Genomic DNA, 20863 nt, shown 5'->3' with positions numbered 1-20863 from the left:
CATTTAGCTTCCCCAGCGTCCTTTCAGGTAGTTCACCGCCTGCTGGGTCTGCGGCTGGTTCAGGTAATCTTCCCGGAACAGGATGGTGCCGTTGACGTTGGGCAGCGAATCGTTGAGATCGAGCTGTTTTTTCAGCTCCGGCACGCCGCCCTGAACCGTCCAGTCCGGCTCGTTTCTCGACGGCTCGCCCACCTTGTAGAACGCAATGCCGATATACAGGCGAGTGTGGGTCGGCTTCACGACGTCGGCCCACCATTTGGTCAGCACGTCGTAGCGCGCGGCGTCCCGGGAGAAGGGCCAGTAAATCTGCGGAGCGATGTAGTCGAGCAGGCCCTGCTGAACCCACTGCCGCGTATCGGCGTAGGATTCATCGTAGGCCGCGGCGCCGCGGGTGTCCGAGCCTGCCGGGTCAAACGAACGGTTACGCCACACGCCCGCCGGGCTGACGCCAAACTCAACGTGGGGCCTGGTCTGTTTAATCGCGCGGGAAACCTGGACGATCAGCTGCTGCGTATTGTGTCTACGCCAGTCTGCCTTTGAGGCAAATCCCTGACCGTACTGCCGCCAGGTCTGCGAATCATTGAGCGCGGACCCCGGTGATTCGGCGTAAAAGTAATCATCGAACTGCATGCCGTCTACCGCGTAGTTCGCCACCACTTCGGTCACCACTTTGGTTATCCAGTCGCGCACTTCCGGAATGCCGGGGTCGAGCACAAAGCGATCGCCCGAGATGCGCACCCACTCCGGGTGCTGGACATAGACGCTGGACGGGGTCTGATAGGCGGTCCGGTTCAGGGCGGCGATGGTGGACGGTTTGGTGTTAGTCGACACGCGGTACGGGTTGAACCAGGCATGCACTTTCATGCCGCGCTTGTGCGCTTCATCCAGCATAAACTGCAGCGGATCGTATCCCGGATACTCGCCGATGTTGCCCGTCAGCATATCCGACCACGGCAAAATTTTTGATGACCAGAGGGCCGTGCTGTCCGGCTTCACCTGGAAAAACACCGTGTTAATGCCGAGGCGCTTAAGGTTGTCGAGCTTGCTTGTCAGCGCCTGCTTTTGCATCGCGATGCGCTGGTCCGCGCTGCGGCCGTTCACCGAGGCCACCGGCGGCCAGTCGAGACGCGAGACGGTCGCCAGCCAGATCCCGCGCATCGGCTCGTTTGCCTGCTGCGTCGGTTTGCTCGCGGTGGGAAGAGGGGTAACCAGTGATTTTGGCGGTTTGGAGGAGCAGCTCACAAGTAAAAGCGCGCAGGCAGCCAGCGCACCAATCCGTTTTACGTGTCGCGTCATTTGCGTATTAGCTCTTGATAATCCGACTGTTGGCCCAAGGATTAAACGCGGGCGCCGCCTGTTCTGTGCTTACCTCATCGTTGAGGGAGTCCAGATACAGGGCTTCCACTTCCGCGCGCGCCCACGGGGTGCGGCGCAGAAATTTCAGGCTCGATTTAACGCTGGGATCTTTTCTGAAACAGTTAATTTTGATTCGGTCGCCCAGTTCGCTCCAGCCGTATTTTGCCACCAGGGCATTGACCATCATCTCCAGCGTTACGCCATGCAAAGGATCTTTGGAAATATGTGCAGTCATAGGTGTCCGGATGTCTCAATGTTTGTGGGGGCAGGGTTTCCGGTGAAAGGGTACAAGAAAGCAGGGGAAGCGGCAATAATATCAAGATCCCCCTTTTTTTGGGCATTAGTTCTCTTCTAACTATTTGTATAATCAATAGAGTAACAATGAAAAACAGGTATACCGATGACGCATAATCAGGTGCTGGGAATCGATCTCGGGACAACGAACAGCGCGGTCAGCGTTTGGCTTGAGGGGCGGCCAGTGCTGGTTACGAATAAAATTGGTGAGGTTCTGACCCCTTCAGTCGTGGGTCTTGATGATGACGGCAATATCCTGACAGGCCGTCCTGCCCGGGATCGTTTACAAACTCATCCGCATCTCACGCAGGCGAGCTTTAAGCGTTTCATGGGGACAGACATCCAGCTTCCGCTTGGGCTAAGGCAATTTCGTGCGGAGGAGTTATCTGCTCTGCTGCTTCGCCAGTTGAAAGAGGATGCTGAAGCCTGGCTTGGCCAGGCTATATCCGATGCGATCATCACCGTTCCGGCTTATTTTAATGATGTACAACGACGGGCGGTAAAAAATGCTGCCAGCCTGGCCGGCCTGAATGCCATCCGCCTTTTAAACGAACCTACCGCAGCTTCTCTTGCTTTTGGGTTACTGGAAAACAGAGAACAAAAATATCTCACTTTCGATCTTGGCGGTGGGACATTCGATGTATCCATTATTGATATGTTTGAGGGCGTGGTGGAAGTCCGTGCCAGCAGCGGAGACGTACACTTAGGTGGAGATGATTTTTCGGATGCCATTCTGCAATGGATGTTGCAACAACACCCGGCTCTAAAAGCAGCCCCCGATACGGTGAGGGCCGAGCTGCTGGCGAAAGCCGAAAGCATGAAACTGACGCTTAGCCAGCATGCACAGGCCGAGGTCACTCTATGCTGGAATGATACGGAGTGGCGATGGTTAATGAATGAAGAGCAATTTGCCCAGTGCTGCAAACCGCTTTTAAATCGGCTTCAACATCCTGTTCAGCAGGCGCTCAATGATGCGCGTTTCTCCGTGCGCGATCTGGACCATATCCTTCTGGTGGGAGGGGCGACGCGCATGCCACTCGTCCGCCAGACTGTCGCGCGACTTTTTGGTCGCTTCCCACGTCACGATCTTCATCCCGACGAAGCCGTAGCCCTTGGTGCTGGCGTTCAGGCCGGTATGGTCATGTCTGATGTCGCCGTGGAGGATATCATTCTCACGGACGTGATGCCTTTTTCTCTGGGTGTTGAAGTTGCCAGGCGGAGTTCGGAGCGTCTTGAGACGGGATTTTTCCTGCCACTCATCGAACGAAATACCTTTCTACCCGTGAGTAAGATGGAGACAGTCAATACCGTTGAAGATAATCAACGCACTGTATTGCTGAAGATCTACCAGGGGGAGGCGCGCAAAGTTCGCGATAATATTTTTCTGGGTGAAATGAGTATTGATGTCCCACCTGCACCGGCGGGAGAGGTCTCTCTGGATGTCCGCTTTACCTATACCCTCGATGGTTTGCTGGAAGTCGAATGTCAGTGTCAGGGAAACCCCGCCATCTCAAGACGGATTATTGAAAAAGTGCCGGGGCAGATGAGCGATGAACAAATTGCCGAGAGTCTGCAAAAGCTCGCCGCACTCAAAATCCACCCTCGCGATCGTAAGGAAAACGTCGCGCTGTTGGCTCGCTGTTCGCGACTCTATGAACGGCTGCTGGGGGACGAGCGAGCCTGCATTGACCGGCTTACAACAGAATTTGAGTGGGCTCTTGAGAGTCAGGAGCCGCAGCGGATTGAACGTTCTGCACGAGAGGTTGAACTTTTTCTCAATAGCTACGAAGGGGTCAGGTAGATGAGCATCTGGCAAACTCTTGATATTGCTCCTACAGAGGATGAATCGGAAATTCGGCGAGCCTACGCACGCCAGTTAAAAAAGAATCGTCCTGATACCGACCCCACTGGTTACCAACGCCTACGGGAAGCCTTTGACGATGCAAAACGCTTAGCAAAGGAAGGCAAAGAGAAGGATCCACAACGTGTTTTAGTTGATGAACCAGCGGCAATGGTTGATCGTCAGGAAGAAACTGATGAACGCGTGACCGTTTTCTTACCAGAGCGCGAAGCGTTATATACGGAACAGGAAATATCTGCTCTGGCTTATAAGCTCGTCAACGAAGAAATATCCGGCATTGCTTCTCTCAAGCATCTCTCCGCCCGCATTAACGGGCGAGGAAGTCTTGAACAACAACGGCTTTTCAGTCAACGTCTTGCCGCTGCACTGGCTGAACAGGCTGGATTAACTGAAGCGCAACTTGATATCGTGGCGGAAATGCTGAACTGGCGGATACATGATTACGACTTTAGCCATATCATCCCGCTTTACCTTCAACACGCCATTAATCATCAGATCCGCCAAACTGAAATCCTCCGAGCCTGGCAGAAAATGGAGGCGGAAGGGAAGCAGGGATCATGGCGGGAGAGGCTGGCTATTAAGCTGCTCAGAAGTGAACGACCGAACGTACCTTTTTGGATACGATTATTGCCGGGTTTGATTGAAACTATGGCAACACGATATCAATACGTACTGCAATCTTTTCCGGAAATCCTCCCCCGGCTCAATCCTTTTATTCTGCAGTTCCTGCAGAGAGCACGATTAGGCCTCACATCGGCGGGTCTTTTCTTATTGGCATTCTGGGGTTTTCTTTTCAGCGCTATTTTACCCTCCACTGGGGGTATTACCCTCGTCAGTACCATTACAATTGCAACGCTTATTTTCTACCTTTACGTCAGCGATATGGTGTTGATAAGCGCCCATTCCAGACCCAGATTGCTCAGCGCTTTTTTAGGCATTGAGTTCCTGCTTTCACTCATTATTATTCAGTGGTTCTTTGGCGGACTCTATTTTGCTGCTCTTTCGGCCATTACTACACCCGGTCTGGGGCCACCACTCCTGATGACGGCGATCTTTTTGCTGCTGTCGGCGATAGCCGTATGGGCAGTGTGGCCGAATCGAAAAGTACCGGCGATCCGCTTGCCCGGAATTATCATGAGCAGGCTCTTTTCCAGTCCATGGCGGATCCTTGAGGTGATGAATTTCGCCTGGTATAGCTTTATCTGGCTTTTCATTCATTACTTTATTTGTGCTGCGGTTATGGCGGCGCTGATTAATCAGTTTAGTGAGAGATGAATTAAATATGGCGCTCTAATAATAAAAGGTCACCCGGCTTAAGCCAGAGTGACCTTATTAAATTTTCAGCTATTTATTTCTTATCAGCGAACAGCTCCGGCGCCCACGGACGCGGATCCACCTCCATAAACGGCGCGCGCTCGAAGCGGTCCTTCAGCGCCCACGGCACCGTGCAGTCGAAGATGGTCTTGCAGGAGATGCCGTTTGCGCGAATTGAGGTGCTGTAATCCGGCGACTGGGACGGATCCAGCTGGTGGCCGCGGATCCCCGGAATATTGGTGATGCTGACATCGCCCTGCATGCGGGTGGTCATCGCCCACAGGATGTCGTCGCTGTCGAAAATATCCACGTCTTCGTCGACAAGAATGATGTTCTTCAGCTCCGAATAGGTGGCTAAGGCAATGAGCGCCGCCTGTCCCTGACGTCCTTCGTCTGACGGCTGGCGTTTTTTCACCTGCAGGATCCCGAGGAATTTACCGCCGCCCGCGGTATGCGCATAGACGTTTTGCAGGAAGCCCGGAATCGCCTCTTCAACGGCATTGCGGATGCTGGCTTCCGTCGGTAAACCGGCCAGGGTGGTATGCTCTTCTCCCGGTCCCACCAGCGTTTGCAGGATCGCGTGGTTTCGCATGGTCACGGCTTTCACTTTGATCACGGGCAGGGACGGGTTCGCCTCGCCGCAGTAGCCCGGGAACTCCGGCATCGCGTGGCCGGTATTGGTGTGCTGATCTTCTCTTACGCGCACGCCCGGAAGCAGTTCGCCCTCAATGATGATTTCCGCCCGCGCGATCGCTTTCTCTTTTACCGCCACGCCCTGTACCAGTTCGACCGGCTGCTGGCGCAGCGCCCCGGCGACGCCCAGCTCGTTGTAGCCAAACGGCGTGGTGGGCGCCTCAAAGCACGCGCCGATATAGATGGCGGGATCGAGCCCCATATTGATCGTCACCGGCAGCGGTTTTCCGGCTTCTTCCGCCTTTTTGCGGAAGACTTCGATATGCCGACCGGCGGCAAGGAACATGGAAAGCTCGTCGCGCTCCTGAACGCAGAGGCGGTGGATGGTGACATCCGTCAGCGAACTGTCTTCCGGATCGCTCGCCAGCACCAGCCCCAGACAGAAGAACGGGCCCGCATCAATCGGCGTGTTTGTGGGGGCCGGAAGAAGCTTGCGCAGGTCGAAGTCGTGGTCGTCAGCGTAGAAAACCTGTTCCTGGCAGGGCGCCTGCGAGGCCGGAACGACAACCGGCGCAACCGGCTTTTTCACCGCCTGGCCGACGTGTTTTGCGAGTTCAGAGGGCTCGCAGCCCAGAAGGAGCGCCGCACGCTCGCGGCTGCCGTGCATGCCCACCAGGATGCGGGAGCCCGGATAGCCCTTCACGCTGTTGAACATCATGGCCGGGCCTGTACGCGTTGGACGTTTTACCGTGCCTCCCGCGCCGATATGACGGTAGACCCCCGCCAGCTCCGCGTTGGGATCGACCGGATAATCGGTTTCAAGATACTGCCCTTCGTGGCGCTGAAGCAGGGCGATGGCGCTGCGGAGATCGTTGATCGGGTTTTCCATATTTTCCTCCCTCGTTTGAATACCTCCATTTTTATGGCAATGACCAATAGCATCAATTGCATCATTACTGCTAAATTGATAATTAAATTCATATCAAAAAAGGAAGCGTTCCGTGCAGTTTCGTCAGATGCGCCATTTCATCGTGGTGGCCGAAGAGCTCCACATGCACCGGGCCGCCGAGCGTCTGAACATGGCGCAACCGGCCCTGAGCCAGCAGATAAAGGCGCTGGAAGAACGTTTAGGCGTCACGCTCTTTAGCCGGGCGAACCGCCGCTTAACCCTGACGCCCGCAGGTGAAGCGTTTCTGGTGAAAGCCAGGCTCGCCATCTCCCTGACCGAGCAGGCGGTTCTGGACGCCAGGCAAACGGCACGGGGCGAGCAGGGGGTATTAAACCTGGGGTGCGTGTCGAGCGCGATGTTCGACGGCAGGCTGCCCGCCGCGCTGCGCCAGATGCATACGCGCTGGCCGGCCATTACCATGTCGCTGGTGACGGGAAACGTGCAGACGCTCTACGCGGCCGTGCAGAGCAACCAGCTCGATGTGGCTATTATCCGGGCGCCGCTGCCGTCGCTGCCTGACGATCTGCAAAGCCGTCCATTCACGTCAGAGAAAACGGTACTTGCGCTGTATCGTCAGCATCCGCTGGCGGGATCTTCCGCGCTGACGCTTTCGTCGGTGAAGGACGAAAAATGGATCTCCCTGCGCGACCCGGAGGGAATGGGGCTGGAACAGTACTTTTATGACGCCTGCAGCGGGGCGGGCTTTCAGCCGGACGTGGTGCAAAACGCGACCGACGTGCCCACCGTGATAAGCCTGGTCTCGGCGGGATTTGGGCTGGCGCTGCTTCCCGCATCGGCAAAGGCGGTGAGCGTTGAGAACGTGGTTTACGTGGACATCCTCGACCGGCTCCGTGAAAGCGAGCTGACGCTGGTTTGTCACCGGATTATCCGATCAGAAGTGCTTAAAAAGTTTCTGGTTACCCTCGATCAGACCTGACGCCCGGCGGCCTGCAGCAGCTGCTCGCGCAGCCAGGCATTCGCCGGATCCTGGCTGTTTTTCGGGTGCCAGTACATGTAGATGGTAATCGGCTGGAGCGGCAGCGGCGGCGCAAAGAGATCCAGCGTGCCGGCAAACCGTTTCAGCATCCGCTCCGGCAGGGTGCACGCCAGGTCGGTACCGGCAACAAGCGCAGGCGCCACGGCGTAGCTCTGCGTGGACATCGCGACGTGCCGCTGGTAGCCCAGCCCGGCCAGGGTTTGATCGACAAAGCCGGTAAACGGATCTCCCGCCGATGACACCACCAGATGAGAAAGCGCGCAGTAGCTTTCCAGGTCTAACGCTCCGGTCCCGCGCGGATGGCCTTTACGCTGGGCGGTGGCAAACGCATCGTCGAGCAGTTTGCGCCTCACCCAGCCGTCATGGGCGCCCGCGCTCACGCCGATGTAGATATCCACATCTCCGTTTTCAAGCTGCTGCGGCAGTTCGGACATCTGTGGCAGGGCGAAGCGCAGGCGAATACCTGGAGCTTCGGTACCCACCTGGTTAAGCAGCCCTGTGCCCAGCATCAGCGCCGGGTTTTCGTGCAGCGCGATAACAAAGGTCCGGGTGCTGGTCTGGGCATCAAACGTGGTGGGAGAAAACATCGCGCTGATGCCGCGCAGCACGCTCTCCACCTGCGGCTTAAGCGCTTCCGCTCGCGGCGTCGGTAGCACCCCACGTCCATGTGGGGAGGGAATAAACAGCGGTTCGCCAAACAGCGTTCGCAGACGCGCCAGACGAGCGGACAGCGCGGGCTGGCTGATGCCCAGCCGCGCAGCCGCATGGGTGATATTCCTGTCCTGAAGCAGGGCGTCCAGGGTCAGGAGCAGGTCGATGTCCATGTCAGAGACGGGCGTCATTTTATTTCGCGCTGCCGGCGTCCCGGTTGGTATAGGTCACAGGGACCCAGGCATAGCCGCCGTTTTCGCCTTTGGTGACATAGCCGATACCCGGGAACGGCAGATGGGGCGCGGCAACCAGGTCTTTATTTTTCACAAAGTCCGCAAACGCGTGTTCGCGCACGCTTGCGGCTTTGTTCTGATCTTCATCGTAGGTAATGGTCACGTCAGGCTGCGGGAACTGAACCGCCGCGGCATGAATGATGTCGCCGACAAAGGTGATCTTCTCGCCGTTGCTTGTCAGCGTGTAGAAGGCTGAACCCGGCGTATGGCCGGGATGAACCGTGCCGGTCAGCCCGGGGAGAATCTCAGATGTGCCGCTAAACGGCACCACTTTACCGGCGTCAAGATAGGGTTTTAAGGTTTTCTGCGCGACGTCAAAGTAGTTCTTGCCGTAGCCGGTTTTTTTCTGATTCTCGTCGTTAAAGAAAAAGTCGACGTCCGGTTTGCCAACGAAAACGCGCGCGTTGCTGAACACCACCTTGCCGTCTTTCACCAGGCCGCCCGCGTGATCGGAGTGGGCGTGGGTCAGCAGGACTTCAGTAATGTCCTCGGGTTTAATCCCCTGGGTGGCGAGGCTCTCAATCAGACGTCCGCCGTTGCCGGGGCCAAAGAGCTGGCCTGAGCCCGTATCCACCAGAATTTTATGTCCGGGCATCGCAATCAGGAACGCGTTAATGGATACCTCAGGCGGGTTGGTCTGGAAATTTTTCGCGAGCAGCGCATCGATTTTTTGCGGCGTTGTCCGGCGCAGCAGCTTGTGCAGATCCTGCGCGACGGTCCCGTCGGTAAACGAGGTGACCAGAACGTCGCCGACCTGAACGCTGTATCCGCCCGCCGGTTGTTTAACGACGTGCTGGGGCGTCTCTGCCGACGCCTGCAGCGCAGGGTAGAAAAGCAATGAACTGGAAATCAGCGTAGAAAGAGCAAGTTTTTTCACGGTAAGCATACGAGTCTCCTTTGAAAGCACTCATCTTACTTCTTCGTAAAATTATAAGAACCTGCCCAGAAATGATAGGACCTATAAACGCAGTGGATAGCACAACGCAGAAGCCGGGTGGCGATGCTGCCTTTCCCGGCCCGTAAAATCTTATTTTTTCAGCGGCGCGTTCCAGCTGTCCGGCGTGGCTTTGGACCAGGAGCCATAAGCGGCATTTGGCAGCACAATCCAGTCGTTTCCGAAGTGTTCCGCGCTGGCTTCAACCAGCTCGCGCTGCTGCTCGCTCGGCTTTTTATTTTTAAACTGCACGGCGAAATCCGGCAGGCTGTCGCCAAACAGCATCACGATCTGCTGCTTTTTGAGGATGCTCTGGCGACGCTCTTCCTTGCTGACCGTGTCCAGAAGCACGCTTTCATCGGACACCTGCGGAAGTCCCAGGGCTTTTAACGTCCTGAGCGTATCGGCTTTATTTTCCTGCATACGGTCCGAAACATAATAGATACGGACCTTGCTTTGATTCACATGGTCAAGAAACGCCTTCGCGCCCGGAATTAAGCCGGGTTTGCCCTGTTTTTCCCAGTCGCTCCAGGTGTCCCATTTTGTATAGTCGTGACACTGCTCGGTGTCGCGCACCAGCAGAGGGGTGTTATCCAGCACCGTTTCATCCAGATCCATTACCACGGCGTAATTTTCAGGCGTTTTCAGCTCTTTTAACTTCTCGTTGAAACGCTCGGTGGCAAACCGATACGTCTGCAGCTGAAGAGCCACGATCTCTGCCGATTTCTGCTGATAGCGCAGCGCCATTTCGTACGCTTTGGGTTCACACAGCTCGCCCCCGGCGGCCGTCGCCGCGGCCGTTGCACTCAAAACAGGTAATGCCAGCAGTAATACCTTAGCCATTGAATTCACACTTTTTTCCTCAACACCCTGGTTAAAATCCCGAAAGCGTAATGAAATTCAATGACAGAAATATGAAGGCCGCACCGCTAGACCAGCATGTAATACCAGAACAGGGCGACTTCGTCCTTTTCCGGTAAGGCGTTGTAGAGATAACGATCGTATCCGCCCAGGGTAAACCCGTAGTTGCGGTAAAACAGACAGGCAGAGACGTTCACATTTTGTGTTTCAAGCCGTAATCCCGGCGCGTTTACGCTACGGGCCCAGACGTGCGCGGCGGCCATTAATTTTTGCGCGGCGCCGGTTCTGCGTTTCGTGCGCTCCACGGCAATGTAATCCACCGAGATAAACTTATTCCAGCCGATAGACGCGGTAATAAATCCGGCAATTTCCCCGTCATCCGTTTCGGCAATAAGAAATATGGCGTCCGGATTAACGCAGTGGTTTTCAAGGGTTTGGATATCGAGCTCGTAGGTTTTAATCCAGGGCACGGCGACGGCTTCGATATGCAAATCGCAGTGGATAAAGGGCTCTCGCGCAATGTGGCTAATGGTGAAAGAAAAGTCACAGCATTCAAGGCGAGCGAGGTCGGTATTGAGTCCTTTTCGAATCTGCATAGTCTTCCCGGTAGTGAGTTATTTCATAAAGAATAGACGAAGCGGTTAAATTCGCTGGCCTAACACACTTTTAATCCTGAACTAAGCTTGTACTTCGTTCCGCGTAAAATGTGGGTCATTCGAGGACAATGAATGGAATTCAGGACATTTCAAAAGCAGTGGGGTGCTGAGTTTATTTCCGATGACGTTGTACGTTTTCGCGTCTGGGCAGAAGGACAGAAAGAACTTACGCTACGTCTGGCCGCCGCCGACGTGCCGATGACGGCAGCTGGCGACGGCTGGTTTCAGGCAGACGTACCCGGCGTCACGCACGGTGCAGAATATCAATTTGTTCTGCAGGACGGCATGACGGTGCCCGACCCCGCCTCGCGCGCGCAAAAAGGCGACGTTAACGGCCCCTCCATCGTTATCGATCCCCAACGCTATCAGCCGGTCAACCGGGACTGGGCAGGGCGGCCGTGGGAAGATACGGTTATCTACGAGCTGCACATCGGCACGTTTACCCCGGAGGGCACCTTCCGGGCCGCCATCGACAAGCTGCCGTATCTGGCAGAGCTCGGTATTACCCAGCTTGAAGTGATGCCCGTCTCTCAGTTTGGCGGAACACGCGGCTGGGGGTATGACGGCGTGCTGCTGTACGCCCCGCACTCTGCCTACGGTACGCCGGAGGATTTCCACGCGTTTATCGACGCCGCGCACGGGCTGGGACTCTCCGTGGTGCTGGATATCGTGCTCAACCACTTCGGCCCGGAGGGGAACTATCTGCCGCTGCTGTCGCCCGCGTTTTTTGATGCACAGCGGATGACGCCGTGGGGCAACGGCATCGCTTACGAACGCGAGCCGGTAAGGCAGTACATTACCGATGCGCCCCTCTACTGGCTGACGGAGTACCGTCTGGACGGCCTGCGCTTTGATGCCATCGACCAGATTAAAGACGCCTCGGAGACGCACATTCTGGAGGAGATTGCCGCAAAAATCCGCGACGCGATCCCGCACCGTCACGTTCACCTGACCACGGAAGACAGCCGCAACGTGATTTTCCTGCATCCGCGCGATGAACAGGGCAACACGCCGCTGTTCACCGCCGAGTGGAATGATGACTTCCACAACGCCGCCCACGTGTTTGCCACCGGCGAGACGCATGCGTACTACCAGGATTTTGCCTTTGAGCCGGAGAAAAAGTTCGCCCGGGCGCTGGCGGAAGGCTTTGTCTACCAGGGCGAGATTTCGCTGCAAACCGGCGAATCCCGCGGGGTGGAGTGCCAGACGCAGCCGCCGCAGTTCTTCGTCGATTTTATTCAAAACCACGATCAGACCGGGAATCGCGCCCAGGGCGAACGGCTTATCACCCTGGCCGGAGCCGACAAGACGCGGGTGCTGCTTGCCGCGCTGCTGCTTTCCCCCCATATCCCGCTGCTGTTTATGGGCGAGGAGTTTGGGGAAACGCACCCGTTCCTGTTTTTCACCGATTTTCACGGCGATCTGGCAAAGGCGGTGCGGGAAGGGCGCGCAAAAGAGTTTACCGGCCATGCCGGGCACGATGAAACCGTCCCGGATCCGAACGACGTGAACACGTTTATCCGTTCAAAACTCGACTGGAATAAGATTGCCACCGACGAAGGCAAAACGTGGCTGCGCTTCACGCGCCACCTGCTGACGCTGCGTCATCGCCATATCGTTCCGCTTCTGCGTCATGGCGGCGCCGTTGAGGGCAAGATAATCAAGACCGCGCCCGGCATGGTGGCGGTGAGCTGGCATTTCACGTCGGGGACGCTCTCTCTGGCGCTGAATATCGGTAGTAAGCCCGCCGCGCTGCCCGATCTTGCGGGTGAGACGCGCTTTGCCTGGCCGGAAGTCACTGACGTTTTACCGCCGAACGGTATTGTCGTTCGCTTTGCTGATGGAGAAGCATCGTTATGATCCCTTCCGCCACGTACCGTATTCAGTTCCGTAATGGCATGACCTTCGACCGCGTTGCGGCGCTGGTGCCTTATCTGAAAGATCTTGGCATCAGCCATCTCTACGCGTCGCCCGTATTTACCGCCACAGCGGGTTCCACTCACGGCTATGACGTGACCAACCCGAATGAAATTGACCCCGCAATCGGCGGACGAGACGGTTTCGACCGCATGGCCACGGCGCTTAAGCAGGCCGGCATGGGGCTGATTCTGGACATTGTCCCGAACCATATGTCCACCTCGCTGGAAAACGGCTGGTGGCGGGACGTAATTGAATACGGCCAGCAGAGCCGCTATTTCCGCTATTTCGATATCGACGGGTCGCGCCCGCTAACGCTGCCGTTCCTCGGCGACACCTTTGAGGCGGAGCTGGAGAAGGGGGCCCTCACCCTGAAGCGTGACACCGTCACGGGAAAGGCCTCTCTGGTCTATTACGATACGGCGTATCCGCTCAACCCGGGCACATACAGCGAGGATAAGAGCATCGCTGAATTGCATGAAGCGCAAAGCTGGCGGCTGATGTCCTGGCGGGAAGCGCCGAAGCAGCTCTCGTGGCGGCGCTTCTTCGAGATCACCGGGCTGGTCGGCGTTCGGGTTGAAGACGAGCCGGTATTCGACGATACGCACCGGCTGATCCTGGAGCTGGTTCACGCTGGCGTGGTGGACGGCCTGCGAATCGACCACGTCGACGGCCTGGCCGATCCGCTGGGGTATCTGCAGCGCCTGCGGGAGAAAACCGGGCCCGACTGCTACATCACGGTTGAAAAAATCCTCGCGAAGGGAGAACAGCTCCCCGCCGACTGGCCGGTATCCGGCACCACCGGCTACGAGTTTATCGCCTCGCTGGCGGAAGTGCTGGTCGACGACGATAACCTGTCGCGCCTGGAGACCATCCACGACGAAACGCTGGGGTTAACGGTCGATCGCCACGCGGAACTGCGCGATGCCAAGGGCCTGATGACCGATCGCAATTTTGAGGGTGAATTCACCACGCTGCTTAACTTTGCTTACGATCTGGCCCGCCGCAATGAGGTTGCGCTACCGCGCGAGGATATCCGCCACGCGCTGCGCGAGCTGCTTATCGCCTTTCCGGTCTACCGCACCTACGGCACCCGGGAAGGATTAACCCCGCCGGACGTGGCGCTGCTTAACCGCGTGATCGCCAGCGTGGAGACGTCTGAAGCGGCGCTGAGCCTGATTGTGCGCATTCTTACCGGCGACCTGCCGGAAGATTGCCGCGAGTCCGCCGCGCTGTTCAGAACCCGCTTCCAGCAGCTTACCGGGCCGCTGATGGCGAAGTCCGTTGAAGACACGCTGTTCTTTCGCCACAACCTCGAGCTGGCGCTCAATGAAGTGGGCGCCGACCCGACGCCGCGCGCGTTTTCATTATCCCGCTTCCACCAGGAGATGCGCATTCGTCTCGCCCGACAGCCCGACGCGCTGCTGGGCACCTCCACGCACGATACCAAGCGCGGGGAAGACGCCCGGGCGCGTCTCTACACCCTGACGGAAGCGCCGGAACGCTGGGGGGAAAATCTGGCCCGCTGGCGACAGATGAACCAGACTCAGGTGCGTTTTCTCAATGACGGTACCGCGCCGAACGCTGCCGATACCTGGATGATCTATCAGGCGCTGGCGGGCGTCTGGCCCGCCACGCAGTCGCCGGACGACGCCGAAGGGCTTAAAGCACTCGACGCGCGATTCATCGGCTTCCTCGAGAAAGCGCTGCGCGAGGCAAAACAGCGCACCGACTGGATCGACAGCAACGAGAGCTATGAGAGCGTGGTGCTGAGCTACGCGCGGCACCTGCTTTCGCCGGACAACGTGCTGTTCCTGCAGGATTTTAGCGAGGCGATGCAGCCCTTTATCCGGGCCGGGCTGATGAACAGCCTCAGCCAGACGGTAATCAAGCTCACGGCTCCCGGCGTGCCGGATATCTATCAGGGCAGCGAGGCGCTTAACTTTAGCCTCGTCGACCCGGATAACCGGCGGGAGCCGGATTTCAACGCGCTGGTGCACAACCTCAGCGCGGCGGATGCCACGGTATTTGATAACCCGGCCTGCTGGCGAGACGGGCGCGTTAAGCAGTTCGTCACCGCCACGCTGCTGCGGCTGCGTCCGCATTACGACGCGCTATTCCGCTACGGCGACTGGCTGCCACTTAAGGTCTCCGGCGAGCGCGAGGAGAACCTGATTGTCTATGCGCGCGTTAAGGACGAGGAGGCGCTGATTGTCGCCGTGCCGCGTCTGGTTTTTGATGTCACCGATAATCATCAGCTGTGGGTCAATACCAGGGTCGCGATACCGGAAGAACTGGCCGGGAAACGCTATCGGGATCTGTTCAGCGGTGAGAGCCGCATTCTGCAAGAGACGCTGGATTTAACGTCAGAAAAGGGATGTGTACTGGTTCTGCTTACCTGCGAATAATCGTGGAGAACGAAAATGGCAAAGGATACTACGTTTGAAATTCGGGCCGGTCATGGCCAGCAGTTGGGGGCGAATTATGACGGGAAGGGCGTCAACTTCGCGCTGTTCTCCGCTCACGCCGAGCGGGTGGAGCTCTGTCTGTTTGACCCGTCCGGGAAAAACGAAATCGCCCGGCTGGAGCTGCCGGAATATACCCATGAGGTCTGGCACGACTATGTGCCGGACCTGAAGCCCGGCGCGCTGTACGGCTATCGCGTCTACGGCCCTTACGATCCGGAAAACGGTCACCGCTTTAACCCGCACAAGCTGCTTATCGACCCTTACGCCCGCGAACTGGTGGGCGATATCGACTGGAACGACGCCCATTTCGGCTATGAGCTGGGGAATGATGAACTGGATCTCAGCTTTGACACGCGCGACAGCGCGCCGTTCACGCCGAAGTGCAAGGTCATCGACCCGAACGCCTTTGACTGGCAGGACAACAGCCGGCCCAACGTGCCCTGGCCGCATACCGTCGTCTATGAGAGCCACGTGAAGGGCTTTACCCAGATGAACCCGGCCATTCCGCCGGAGCTGCGCGGCACGTTTGAGGGGATGGGACATAAAGCCTCGGTCGACTACATCAAGAGTCTTGGCATCACCTCGGTGGAGCTGCTGCCGGTGCACTGGTTCCCCGACGACCAGCACCTGCTCGACCGCGGCCTGAAGAACTTCTGGGGCTATAACACCCTCGGCTTTTTTGCTCCGGCGTCGCGCTACTACGGCCCGGCGGGGATCCAGGGCTTTCGCGACATGGTGCGCGCGTATCACGATGCGGGCATCGAGGTGATTCTGGACGTGGTGTACAACCATACGGCGGAAGGAAATGAGCTTGGCCCGACGCTTTCGTTTAAGGGGATTGATAACTACAGCTATTACCGCACCCTGCCGGACCAGCACCGGTACTACATCAACGACACCGGGACGGGAAACACGGTCAACACCTCGCACCCACGCGTGCTGCAGATGGTGATGGATTCGCTGCGCTACTGGGCGGAATCGATGCATATTGACGGTTTTCGTTTCGACCTGGGGACGATACTGGGCCGCGAGCCGGAAGGATTTGACCCGCGCGGCGGTTTCTTCGACGCCATGACTCAGGATCCGGTGTTATCAAGACTTAAGCTGATTGGTGAACCCTGGGACATCGGTCCCGGCGGGTATCAGGTTGGCGGTTTCCCGCCGGGCTGGGGTGAGTGGAACGACAAATACCGCGATACCGTACGCGAGTACTGGAAGGGCGATAACGTCTCCAACGACTTTGCCGCACGGCTGCTGGGATCCGGGGATCTGTACGACCTGCGCGGGCGTCGTCCGTGGGCCAGCGTCAACTTCATCACCGCTCACGACGGCTTTACGCTGAATGACCTGGTGTCGTACAACGAGAAGCATAACGCCGACAACGGCGAGGACAATAACGACGGGCATAACGATAATCGCTCGTACAACTATGGCGAAGAAGGGCCGACGGAGAACCCGGATATTATTGCCACCCGCGAACGGCAGAAGCGGAATTTCCTGACCACGCTGCTGTTTTCCCACGGCACGCCGATGCTGCTGGCGGGGGACGAGTTTGGCCGCACGCAGAAGGGCAATAACAACGGTTACTGCCAGGACAGCGAAATCTCGTGGATCGACTGGAACGGGATAACCGAAAACGACGCTGCGCTGCGCGAGTTTACCCGACGGCTCATTGACCTTCGCGCGCAACAGCCGCTGCTGCGCCGTGAAAGCTGGCGCGACGGGCTGGAGATCCGCTGGTTCAATGCCGGCGGCGGCCCGCAGCAGGCCGAGCAGTGGGATGAAGGCTCGACGCTCGGCGTCTCCATCAGCAGGCCCGATCTCAGGCAGGAGGACGGCATCTGGCACGACGTGCTGATGCTGTTCAACCCGTTTGAAGGGACCGTGCCGTTCCAGATCCCGCAGTTTGGCGAAGGGGGATGGGTGCTGGAGCTGTCTACGGCAGAGGACGCTGCCGCCGGGACAGCGTTCACCGACACCGTAGAGTACGAACTGGCCGGACGCAGTATTACTCTCTTCAGACGTCCTTAGCTTCAGAGTGATGCCGCCGCGCGGGCGGCGGTGTCATACAGGGAGGAGATCGTGCGTAACAGCTGCGCGGTTTCGCCAATCGACTTCCCGGCAATGCCGCTCTCCGCGTGGATTGCAATCAGACACGCCTCCCGCACGTCCCGGTACTTCATACACAACGCTTTCCCTTCCTCGGTAGTCGAGAAAAAGAGCTCTTTGCCCGCTTTCTCGCTCGTCACGTAGCCCGCTTTGACCAGCTTTTTCAGGGCGTAGGTCACCACGTGAGTATCTTCCACGTTAAGAACGAAACAGATATCGGCCAGCTTTTTCTTGCGGTCGCGGTGGTTCACGTGATGCAGCAGCGAGACGTCAAATGCGCCCATATCCGGTTCGCCGGCAGCGGCCATGCAGCGCACCATCCATTTATTGAACGCGTTACTGGTCATGATCAGCGCGTACTCCAGCTCTGACAGTTCCGCGCAGCGCTCGGACACCAGGTGGCGGGACGAGACGATCCGGCCGTCGTTGATATCGTCGTGAGGGGGTGTAGCACTCTTTTCCTAGGTCATAACGTTCCTTAGCCAGAAATGTAAACTCATCGATAAAATAAGAACATTTTATTGATAATTTGTTTACATGTTTTTGAGGTTCAGATATAGCTTTTTAGCGCAGGTTTTCCGAAACCTGTCGAAAAACACAACATCGCTCGCCGCAAAATAAAAAAATAGCCGTCGGCGCGCAACGCTCACTTTGGATAGGGTAAACGTTATGGACGGTACTACGCTGTTGCCGCTGATCGGGATACCGATCGTGGTTATTGGTTTTGCACTGCGCTTCAACCCGCTGCTGGTGGTCGTAGTGGCGGGGCTGGCGACGGGTCTGCTGGTCGGTATGGATTTCGGGATGCTGCTGGAGACCTTTGGCGAAAAGTTCGTGAATAGCCGATCCCTGGCGACCTTCATTCTGATCCTGCCGGTGATTGGTCTGCTGGAATATTACGGGCTCAAGGAGCGCGCCCAGGCCTGGGTGGCGAAGATCGCCAGCGCGACCTCGGCGCGTATTCTGATGCTCTATTTTGTCGCCCGTGAAGGCACCGCCGCGCTGGGGCTGATGTCGCTGGGCGGTCATGCCCAGACGGTGCGTCCGCTGCTGGCGCCGATGGCCGAAGGGGCGGCGCTGAACGAATACGGCGAGCTGCCGCAGCACATCCGCGACAAAATCAAAGCCCATGCCGCCGCGTGCGACAACATTGCGGTCTTCTTTGGGGAAGATATCTTTATTGCCTTTGGCGCGGTGCTGCTGATCGACGCGTTCCTGAAAGAGAACGGTATTGCGGGCATCGAACCGCTGCATATCGGCCTGTGGGCCATCCCAACCGCCATTGCGGCATTAGTTATTCATATGACGCGCCTTCTGCGCCTGGATGCCAGCATCCGTCGCGACGTCATGGCCTGGCGCGCGGAGCAGGGCACGCGGGAGGCCGCGCAATGATGACGCTTATCACCATTAACCGCGTGTACTACCTGATCGGCTTCGTCGTGATGCTGCTGGTTGTGATGACCCTGCGCGATCGCGCCAATCCGAAGCGTTTTACCACGGCGCTGTTCTGGTTTTTATTTGGCGGGATCTTCCTGTTCGGCGATCTGATGGTGCAGGAGCTGGGGAAATCGCTGGCGTACCGGATCGTTGGCGGCGGCGTCATCGCTATCGCGCTGCTGGCGGGCTTTGGTCTGGTCGGGAAAGGGCACTATAAAATGTCCACCGAAGGCGAACGTCTCGCGTCGTCAAACCGCCTCAAAAACTGGCTGTTTCTGCCCGCGCTGATGATCCCGGTGGTGACGGTTATAGGCACCCTGTTCCTGAAAGGGGTTTCGGTTGGCGGCGTGTTCCTGCTCGATCAGAAGCAGCTCACTCTGGCGGCGCTGTGCGTGGCCTGCGTCGCGGCGATCCTCACCGGCTGGTGGCTGACCAAAGGCACGCCGCTGCACGCCATTCGCCAGTCTCGCCGTCTTGTCGACACCATCGGCTGGGCGGTGATCCTGCCGCAGATGCTGGCCATGCTCGGCGGCGTGTTCGTGGCGGCCAATACCGGTGACTCGGTGCAGAAGGTGGTGAGCCTGTTCGTTAACCCGGATAACCGCTTTATGCTGGTGGTGATTTACTGCGTGGGGATGGCGCTGTTTACCATGATCATGGGGAATGCGTTTGCGGCCTTCCCGGTGCTGAGCGCGGGGATCGCGTTGCCGTTTCTGATCAACGTGCATCACGGCAACCCGGCGCCGCTGCTGGCGATTGGCATGTACGCGGGCTACTGCGGCACGCTGATGACGCCGATGGCCGCTAACTTCAACATTGTTCCCGCCGCGCTGCTGGAGCTGAAAGATAAGTATCAGGTGATCAAGATCCAGATCCCGACCGCGTTAACCCTGCTGGTGGTGAACGTGTTCCTCATGTATTTCCTCGTGTTTCGCTAAGGAGCTGTTATGGAATTAACGCAACATCAGGCTGACGCGTTTGCCCGCATGCCTTTGACCTATTTGCGCCAGGAATACCCGAACCACATCATGCACCTGCTGAATGATGATGGTGACGTTCTGCCGCCGCGCGAACTGCACCCCATTTTCTACGGCTGTTTCGACTGGCACTCGGCGGTGCACGGCTACTGGCTGCTGCTGCGCTGCGTGCGCCTCTACCCGGAGCTGCCGAGCCGGGACGCGATCGTCGCGCTTGTCGACGAGCACCTGACGGAAGAGAACGTGGCGAAGGAGCTGGCCTATTTCACCGCGCCGTTCCGCGCCTCGTTTGAGCGCCCGTATGGTTACGGCTGGCTGCTGGCGCTGGCCCAGGAGCTAAAGCAGTCGTCGCTGCCGCAGGCCGAAGGCTGGTACCGGACGCTTGAGCCGTTAACCCAGGATATTCGTAACCGCCTGGTGGATTACCTCAGCAAGCTCACCTATCCGATCCGCGTCGGGACGCACTACAACACGGCGTTTGCCCTCGCGCTGGCGCTCGATTACGCGCGAGCCGTGGAGGATAGCGCGCTTGAGCAGGCGATTGTCACGGCGGCGGAGCGGTTTTATCTCGCCGACACGCGCTATCCGGCCCACTACGAGCCCGGCGGTGATGAGTATATTTCCGGCGCGCTGACGGAAGCGCTGCTGATGAGCAAGGTGCAGAAAGACTTCCCGGCCTGGTTTGACGCGTTTCTCCCGGAGGCGGGCACCATTGCGGCGCTGATGAACCCGGCGGAAGTGAGCGACCGTACCGACCCGAAAATTGCCCATCTCGACGGGTTAAACCTCAGCCGCGCCTGGTGCATGAAGCACATTGCCAGAGCGCTTCCCGCAAACCATCCGGCGCAGCAGGCGCTGCGCGAGGCGGTGACGAAACACCTGACGGCTAGCGTTGAGCATGTGGTCGGCAGCCACTACAGCGGCGGGCACTGGCTGGCGAGCTTTGCGCTGCTGGCGCTGGAGTAAACGAACGCGCCGTCTTTCTTGCCGGGTGGCGCTGCGCTTACCCGGCCTACATTGTGCAAAGCTTCCTTGTAGGCCCGTGCAAGCGTAGCGCCGCCGGGCGAATCAGGCTGATGCCCGAACTGCAGGCGCAGCCTAAATTTCTTTATTTTTAATGCGATTAATATCTTAATCGGTTATTTTTCCGTCATTT

At 57.8% G+C, this 20863-nt stretch carries 17 protein-coding genes; 9 read left to right on the top strand and 8 right to left on the bottom strand.

What is annotated here, in order from left to right; translation table 11 throughout:
- Positions 1 to 3 precede the first annotated feature (3 nt).
- Positions 4 to 1296, bottom strand: a complete 1293-nt coding sequence (locus LBF07_RS00270; protein WP_206462011.1) for a glycoside hydrolase family 10 protein — start codon at positions 1294 to 1296, stop codon at positions 4 to 6.
- Positions 1297 to 1303: 7 nt separating this feature from the next.
- A complete protein-coding gene (locus LBF07_RS00265) occupies positions 1304 to 1591 on the bottom strand; it encodes a VF530 family DNA-binding protein (protein ID WP_033145603.1) in 288 nt (95 codons plus the stop codon).
- 165 nt (positions 1592 to 1756) lie between these two features.
- On the opposite strand from LBF07_RS00265, the gene LBF07_RS00260 reads away from it, so the two are divergent.
- Entirely contained in the window at positions 1757 to 3451 is a 1695-nt protein-coding gene (locus tag LBF07_RS00260) for an Hsp70 family protein (protein WP_094935030.1), read from the top strand.
- Positions 3452 to 4786: a J domain-containing protein gene (locus LBF07_RS00255; protein ID WP_058840934.1), complete on the top strand. Its 1335-nt coding sequence runs from the start codon at positions 3452 to 3454 to the stop codon at positions 4784 to 4786.
- 73 nt (positions 4787 to 4859) lie between these two features.
- On the opposite strand, the gene LBF07_RS00250 is transcribed toward LBF07_RS00255, so the two are convergent.
- The gene (locus LBF07_RS00250) at positions 4860 to 6347 is read right to left on the bottom strand and encodes a UbiD family decarboxylase (protein WP_094935031.1); all 1488 of its coding nucleotides are present in this window, start codon (positions 6345 to 6347) and stop codon (positions 4860 to 4862) included.
- Positions 6348 to 6459: 112 nt separating this feature from the next.
- Here LBF07_RS00250 and LBF07_RS00245 point away from each other — a divergent pair, with 112 nt between their 5' ends.
- Positions 6460 to 7344 (top strand): LysR substrate-binding domain-containing protein, encoded by an 885-nt coding sequence (locus LBF07_RS00245; protein ID WP_094935032.1) that lies wholly within the window; start codon positions 6460 to 6462, stop codon positions 7342 to 7344.
- Here the strand turns inward: LBF07_RS00245 and LBF07_RS00240 are convergent.
- The 4 genes from LBF07_RS00240 to LBF07_RS00225 form a co-directional block, all read right to left on the bottom strand.
- Entirely contained in the window at positions 7335 to 8246 is a 912-nt protein-coding gene (locus LBF07_RS00240) for a LysR family transcriptional regulator (protein ID WP_094935033.1), read from the bottom strand. The two genes, LBF07_RS00245 and LBF07_RS00240, sit on opposite strands and share 10 nt — an antisense overlap.
- Position 8247: 1 nt before the next feature.
- The gene (locus tag LBF07_RS00235; protein WP_064672557.1) at positions 8248 to 9234 is read right to left on the bottom strand and encodes an MBL fold metallo-hydrolase; all 987 of its coding nucleotides are present in this window, start codon (positions 9232 to 9234) and stop codon (positions 8248 to 8250) included.
- A gap of 141 nt (positions 9235 to 9375) precedes the next feature.
- Entirely contained in the window at positions 9376 to 10125 is a 750-nt protein-coding gene (locus LBF07_RS00230; protein ID WP_198922072.1) for a 5'-nucleotidase, lipoprotein e(P4) family, read from the bottom strand.
- A gap of 86 nt (positions 10126 to 10211) precedes the next feature.
- Entirely contained in the window at positions 10212 to 10739 is a 528-nt protein-coding gene (locus LBF07_RS00225; protein ID WP_033145585.1) for a GNAT family N-acetyltransferase, read from the bottom strand.
- Positions 10740 to 10871: 132 nt separating this feature from the next.
- Here LBF07_RS00225 and treZ point away from each other — a divergent pair, with 132 nt between their 5' ends.
- From treZ to glgX, 3 genes are read left to right on the top strand one after another with little or no spacing between them, the layout of a single operon-like run.
- The gene (gene treZ / locus LBF07_RS00220) at positions 10872 to 12659 is read left to right on the top strand and encodes a malto-oligosyltrehalose trehalohydrolase (RefSeq protein WP_094935034.1); all 1788 of its coding nucleotides are present in this window, start codon (positions 10872 to 10874) and stop codon (positions 12657 to 12659) included.
- On the top strand, positions 12656 to 15124 hold the full coding sequence (treY, locus tag LBF07_RS00215) for a malto-oligosyltrehalose synthase (protein ID WP_094935035.1): 2469 nt from the start codon (positions 12656 to 12658) through the stop codon (positions 15122 to 15124). The genes treZ and treY overlap by 4 nt, the downstream gene beginning before the upstream one ends.
- Before the next feature lie 15 nt (positions 15125 to 15139).
- Positions 15140 to 17215 (top strand): glycogen debranching protein GlgX, encoded by a 2076-nt coding sequence (gene glgX, locus LBF07_RS00210; RefSeq protein WP_094935036.1) that lies wholly within the window; start codon positions 15140 to 15142, stop codon positions 17213 to 17215.
- Between the two features lie 2 nt (positions 17216 to 17217).
- Here the strand turns inward: glgX and LBF07_RS00205 are convergent, their stop codons facing one another.
- Positions 17218 to 17724, bottom strand: a complete 507-nt coding sequence (locus tag LBF07_RS00205) for a winged helix DNA-binding protein (protein WP_094935037.1) — start codon at positions 17722 to 17724, stop codon at positions 17218 to 17220.
- Positions 17725 to 17962: 238 nt separating this feature from the next.
- On the opposite strand from LBF07_RS00205, the gene LBF07_RS00200 reads away from it, so the two are divergent.
- Genes LBF07_RS00200 through LBF07_RS00190 form a run of 3 tightly spaced genes read left to right on the top strand, consistent with a single transcriptional unit; the run spans position 17963 to position 20673 of the window.
- Positions 17963 to 18685 carry a DUF969 domain-containing protein gene (locus LBF07_RS00200; RefSeq protein ID WP_069302844.1) on the top strand — a complete coding sequence of 241 codons (723 nt, stop codon included), beginning with the start codon at positions 17963 to 17965 and terminating at the stop codon, positions 18683 to 18685.
- The gene (locus LBF07_RS00195) at positions 18682 to 19668 is read left to right on the top strand and encodes a DUF979 domain-containing protein (RefSeq protein WP_094935038.1); all 987 of its coding nucleotides are present in this window, start codon (positions 18682 to 18684) and stop codon (positions 19666 to 19668) included. The genes LBF07_RS00200 and LBF07_RS00195 overlap by 4 nt, the downstream gene beginning before the upstream one ends.
- 9 nt (positions 19669 to 19677) lie before the next feature.
- Entirely contained in the window at positions 19678 to 20673 is a 996-nt protein-coding gene (locus tag LBF07_RS00190; RefSeq protein ID WP_094935039.1) for a DUF2891 domain-containing protein, read from the top strand.
- Positions 20674 to 20863 lie beyond the last annotated feature (190 nt).

This window comes from Enterobacter cloacae complex sp. ECL352 (assembly GCF_020149545.1).
GTDB classification, from domain to species: domain Bacteria; phylum Pseudomonadota; class Gammaproteobacteria; order Enterobacterales; family Enterobacteriaceae; genus Enterobacter; species Enterobacter asburiae_B.
Note: the sequence above shows the minus strand (reverse complement) of the source record. Positions and strands in the feature narration are given on the sequence as shown.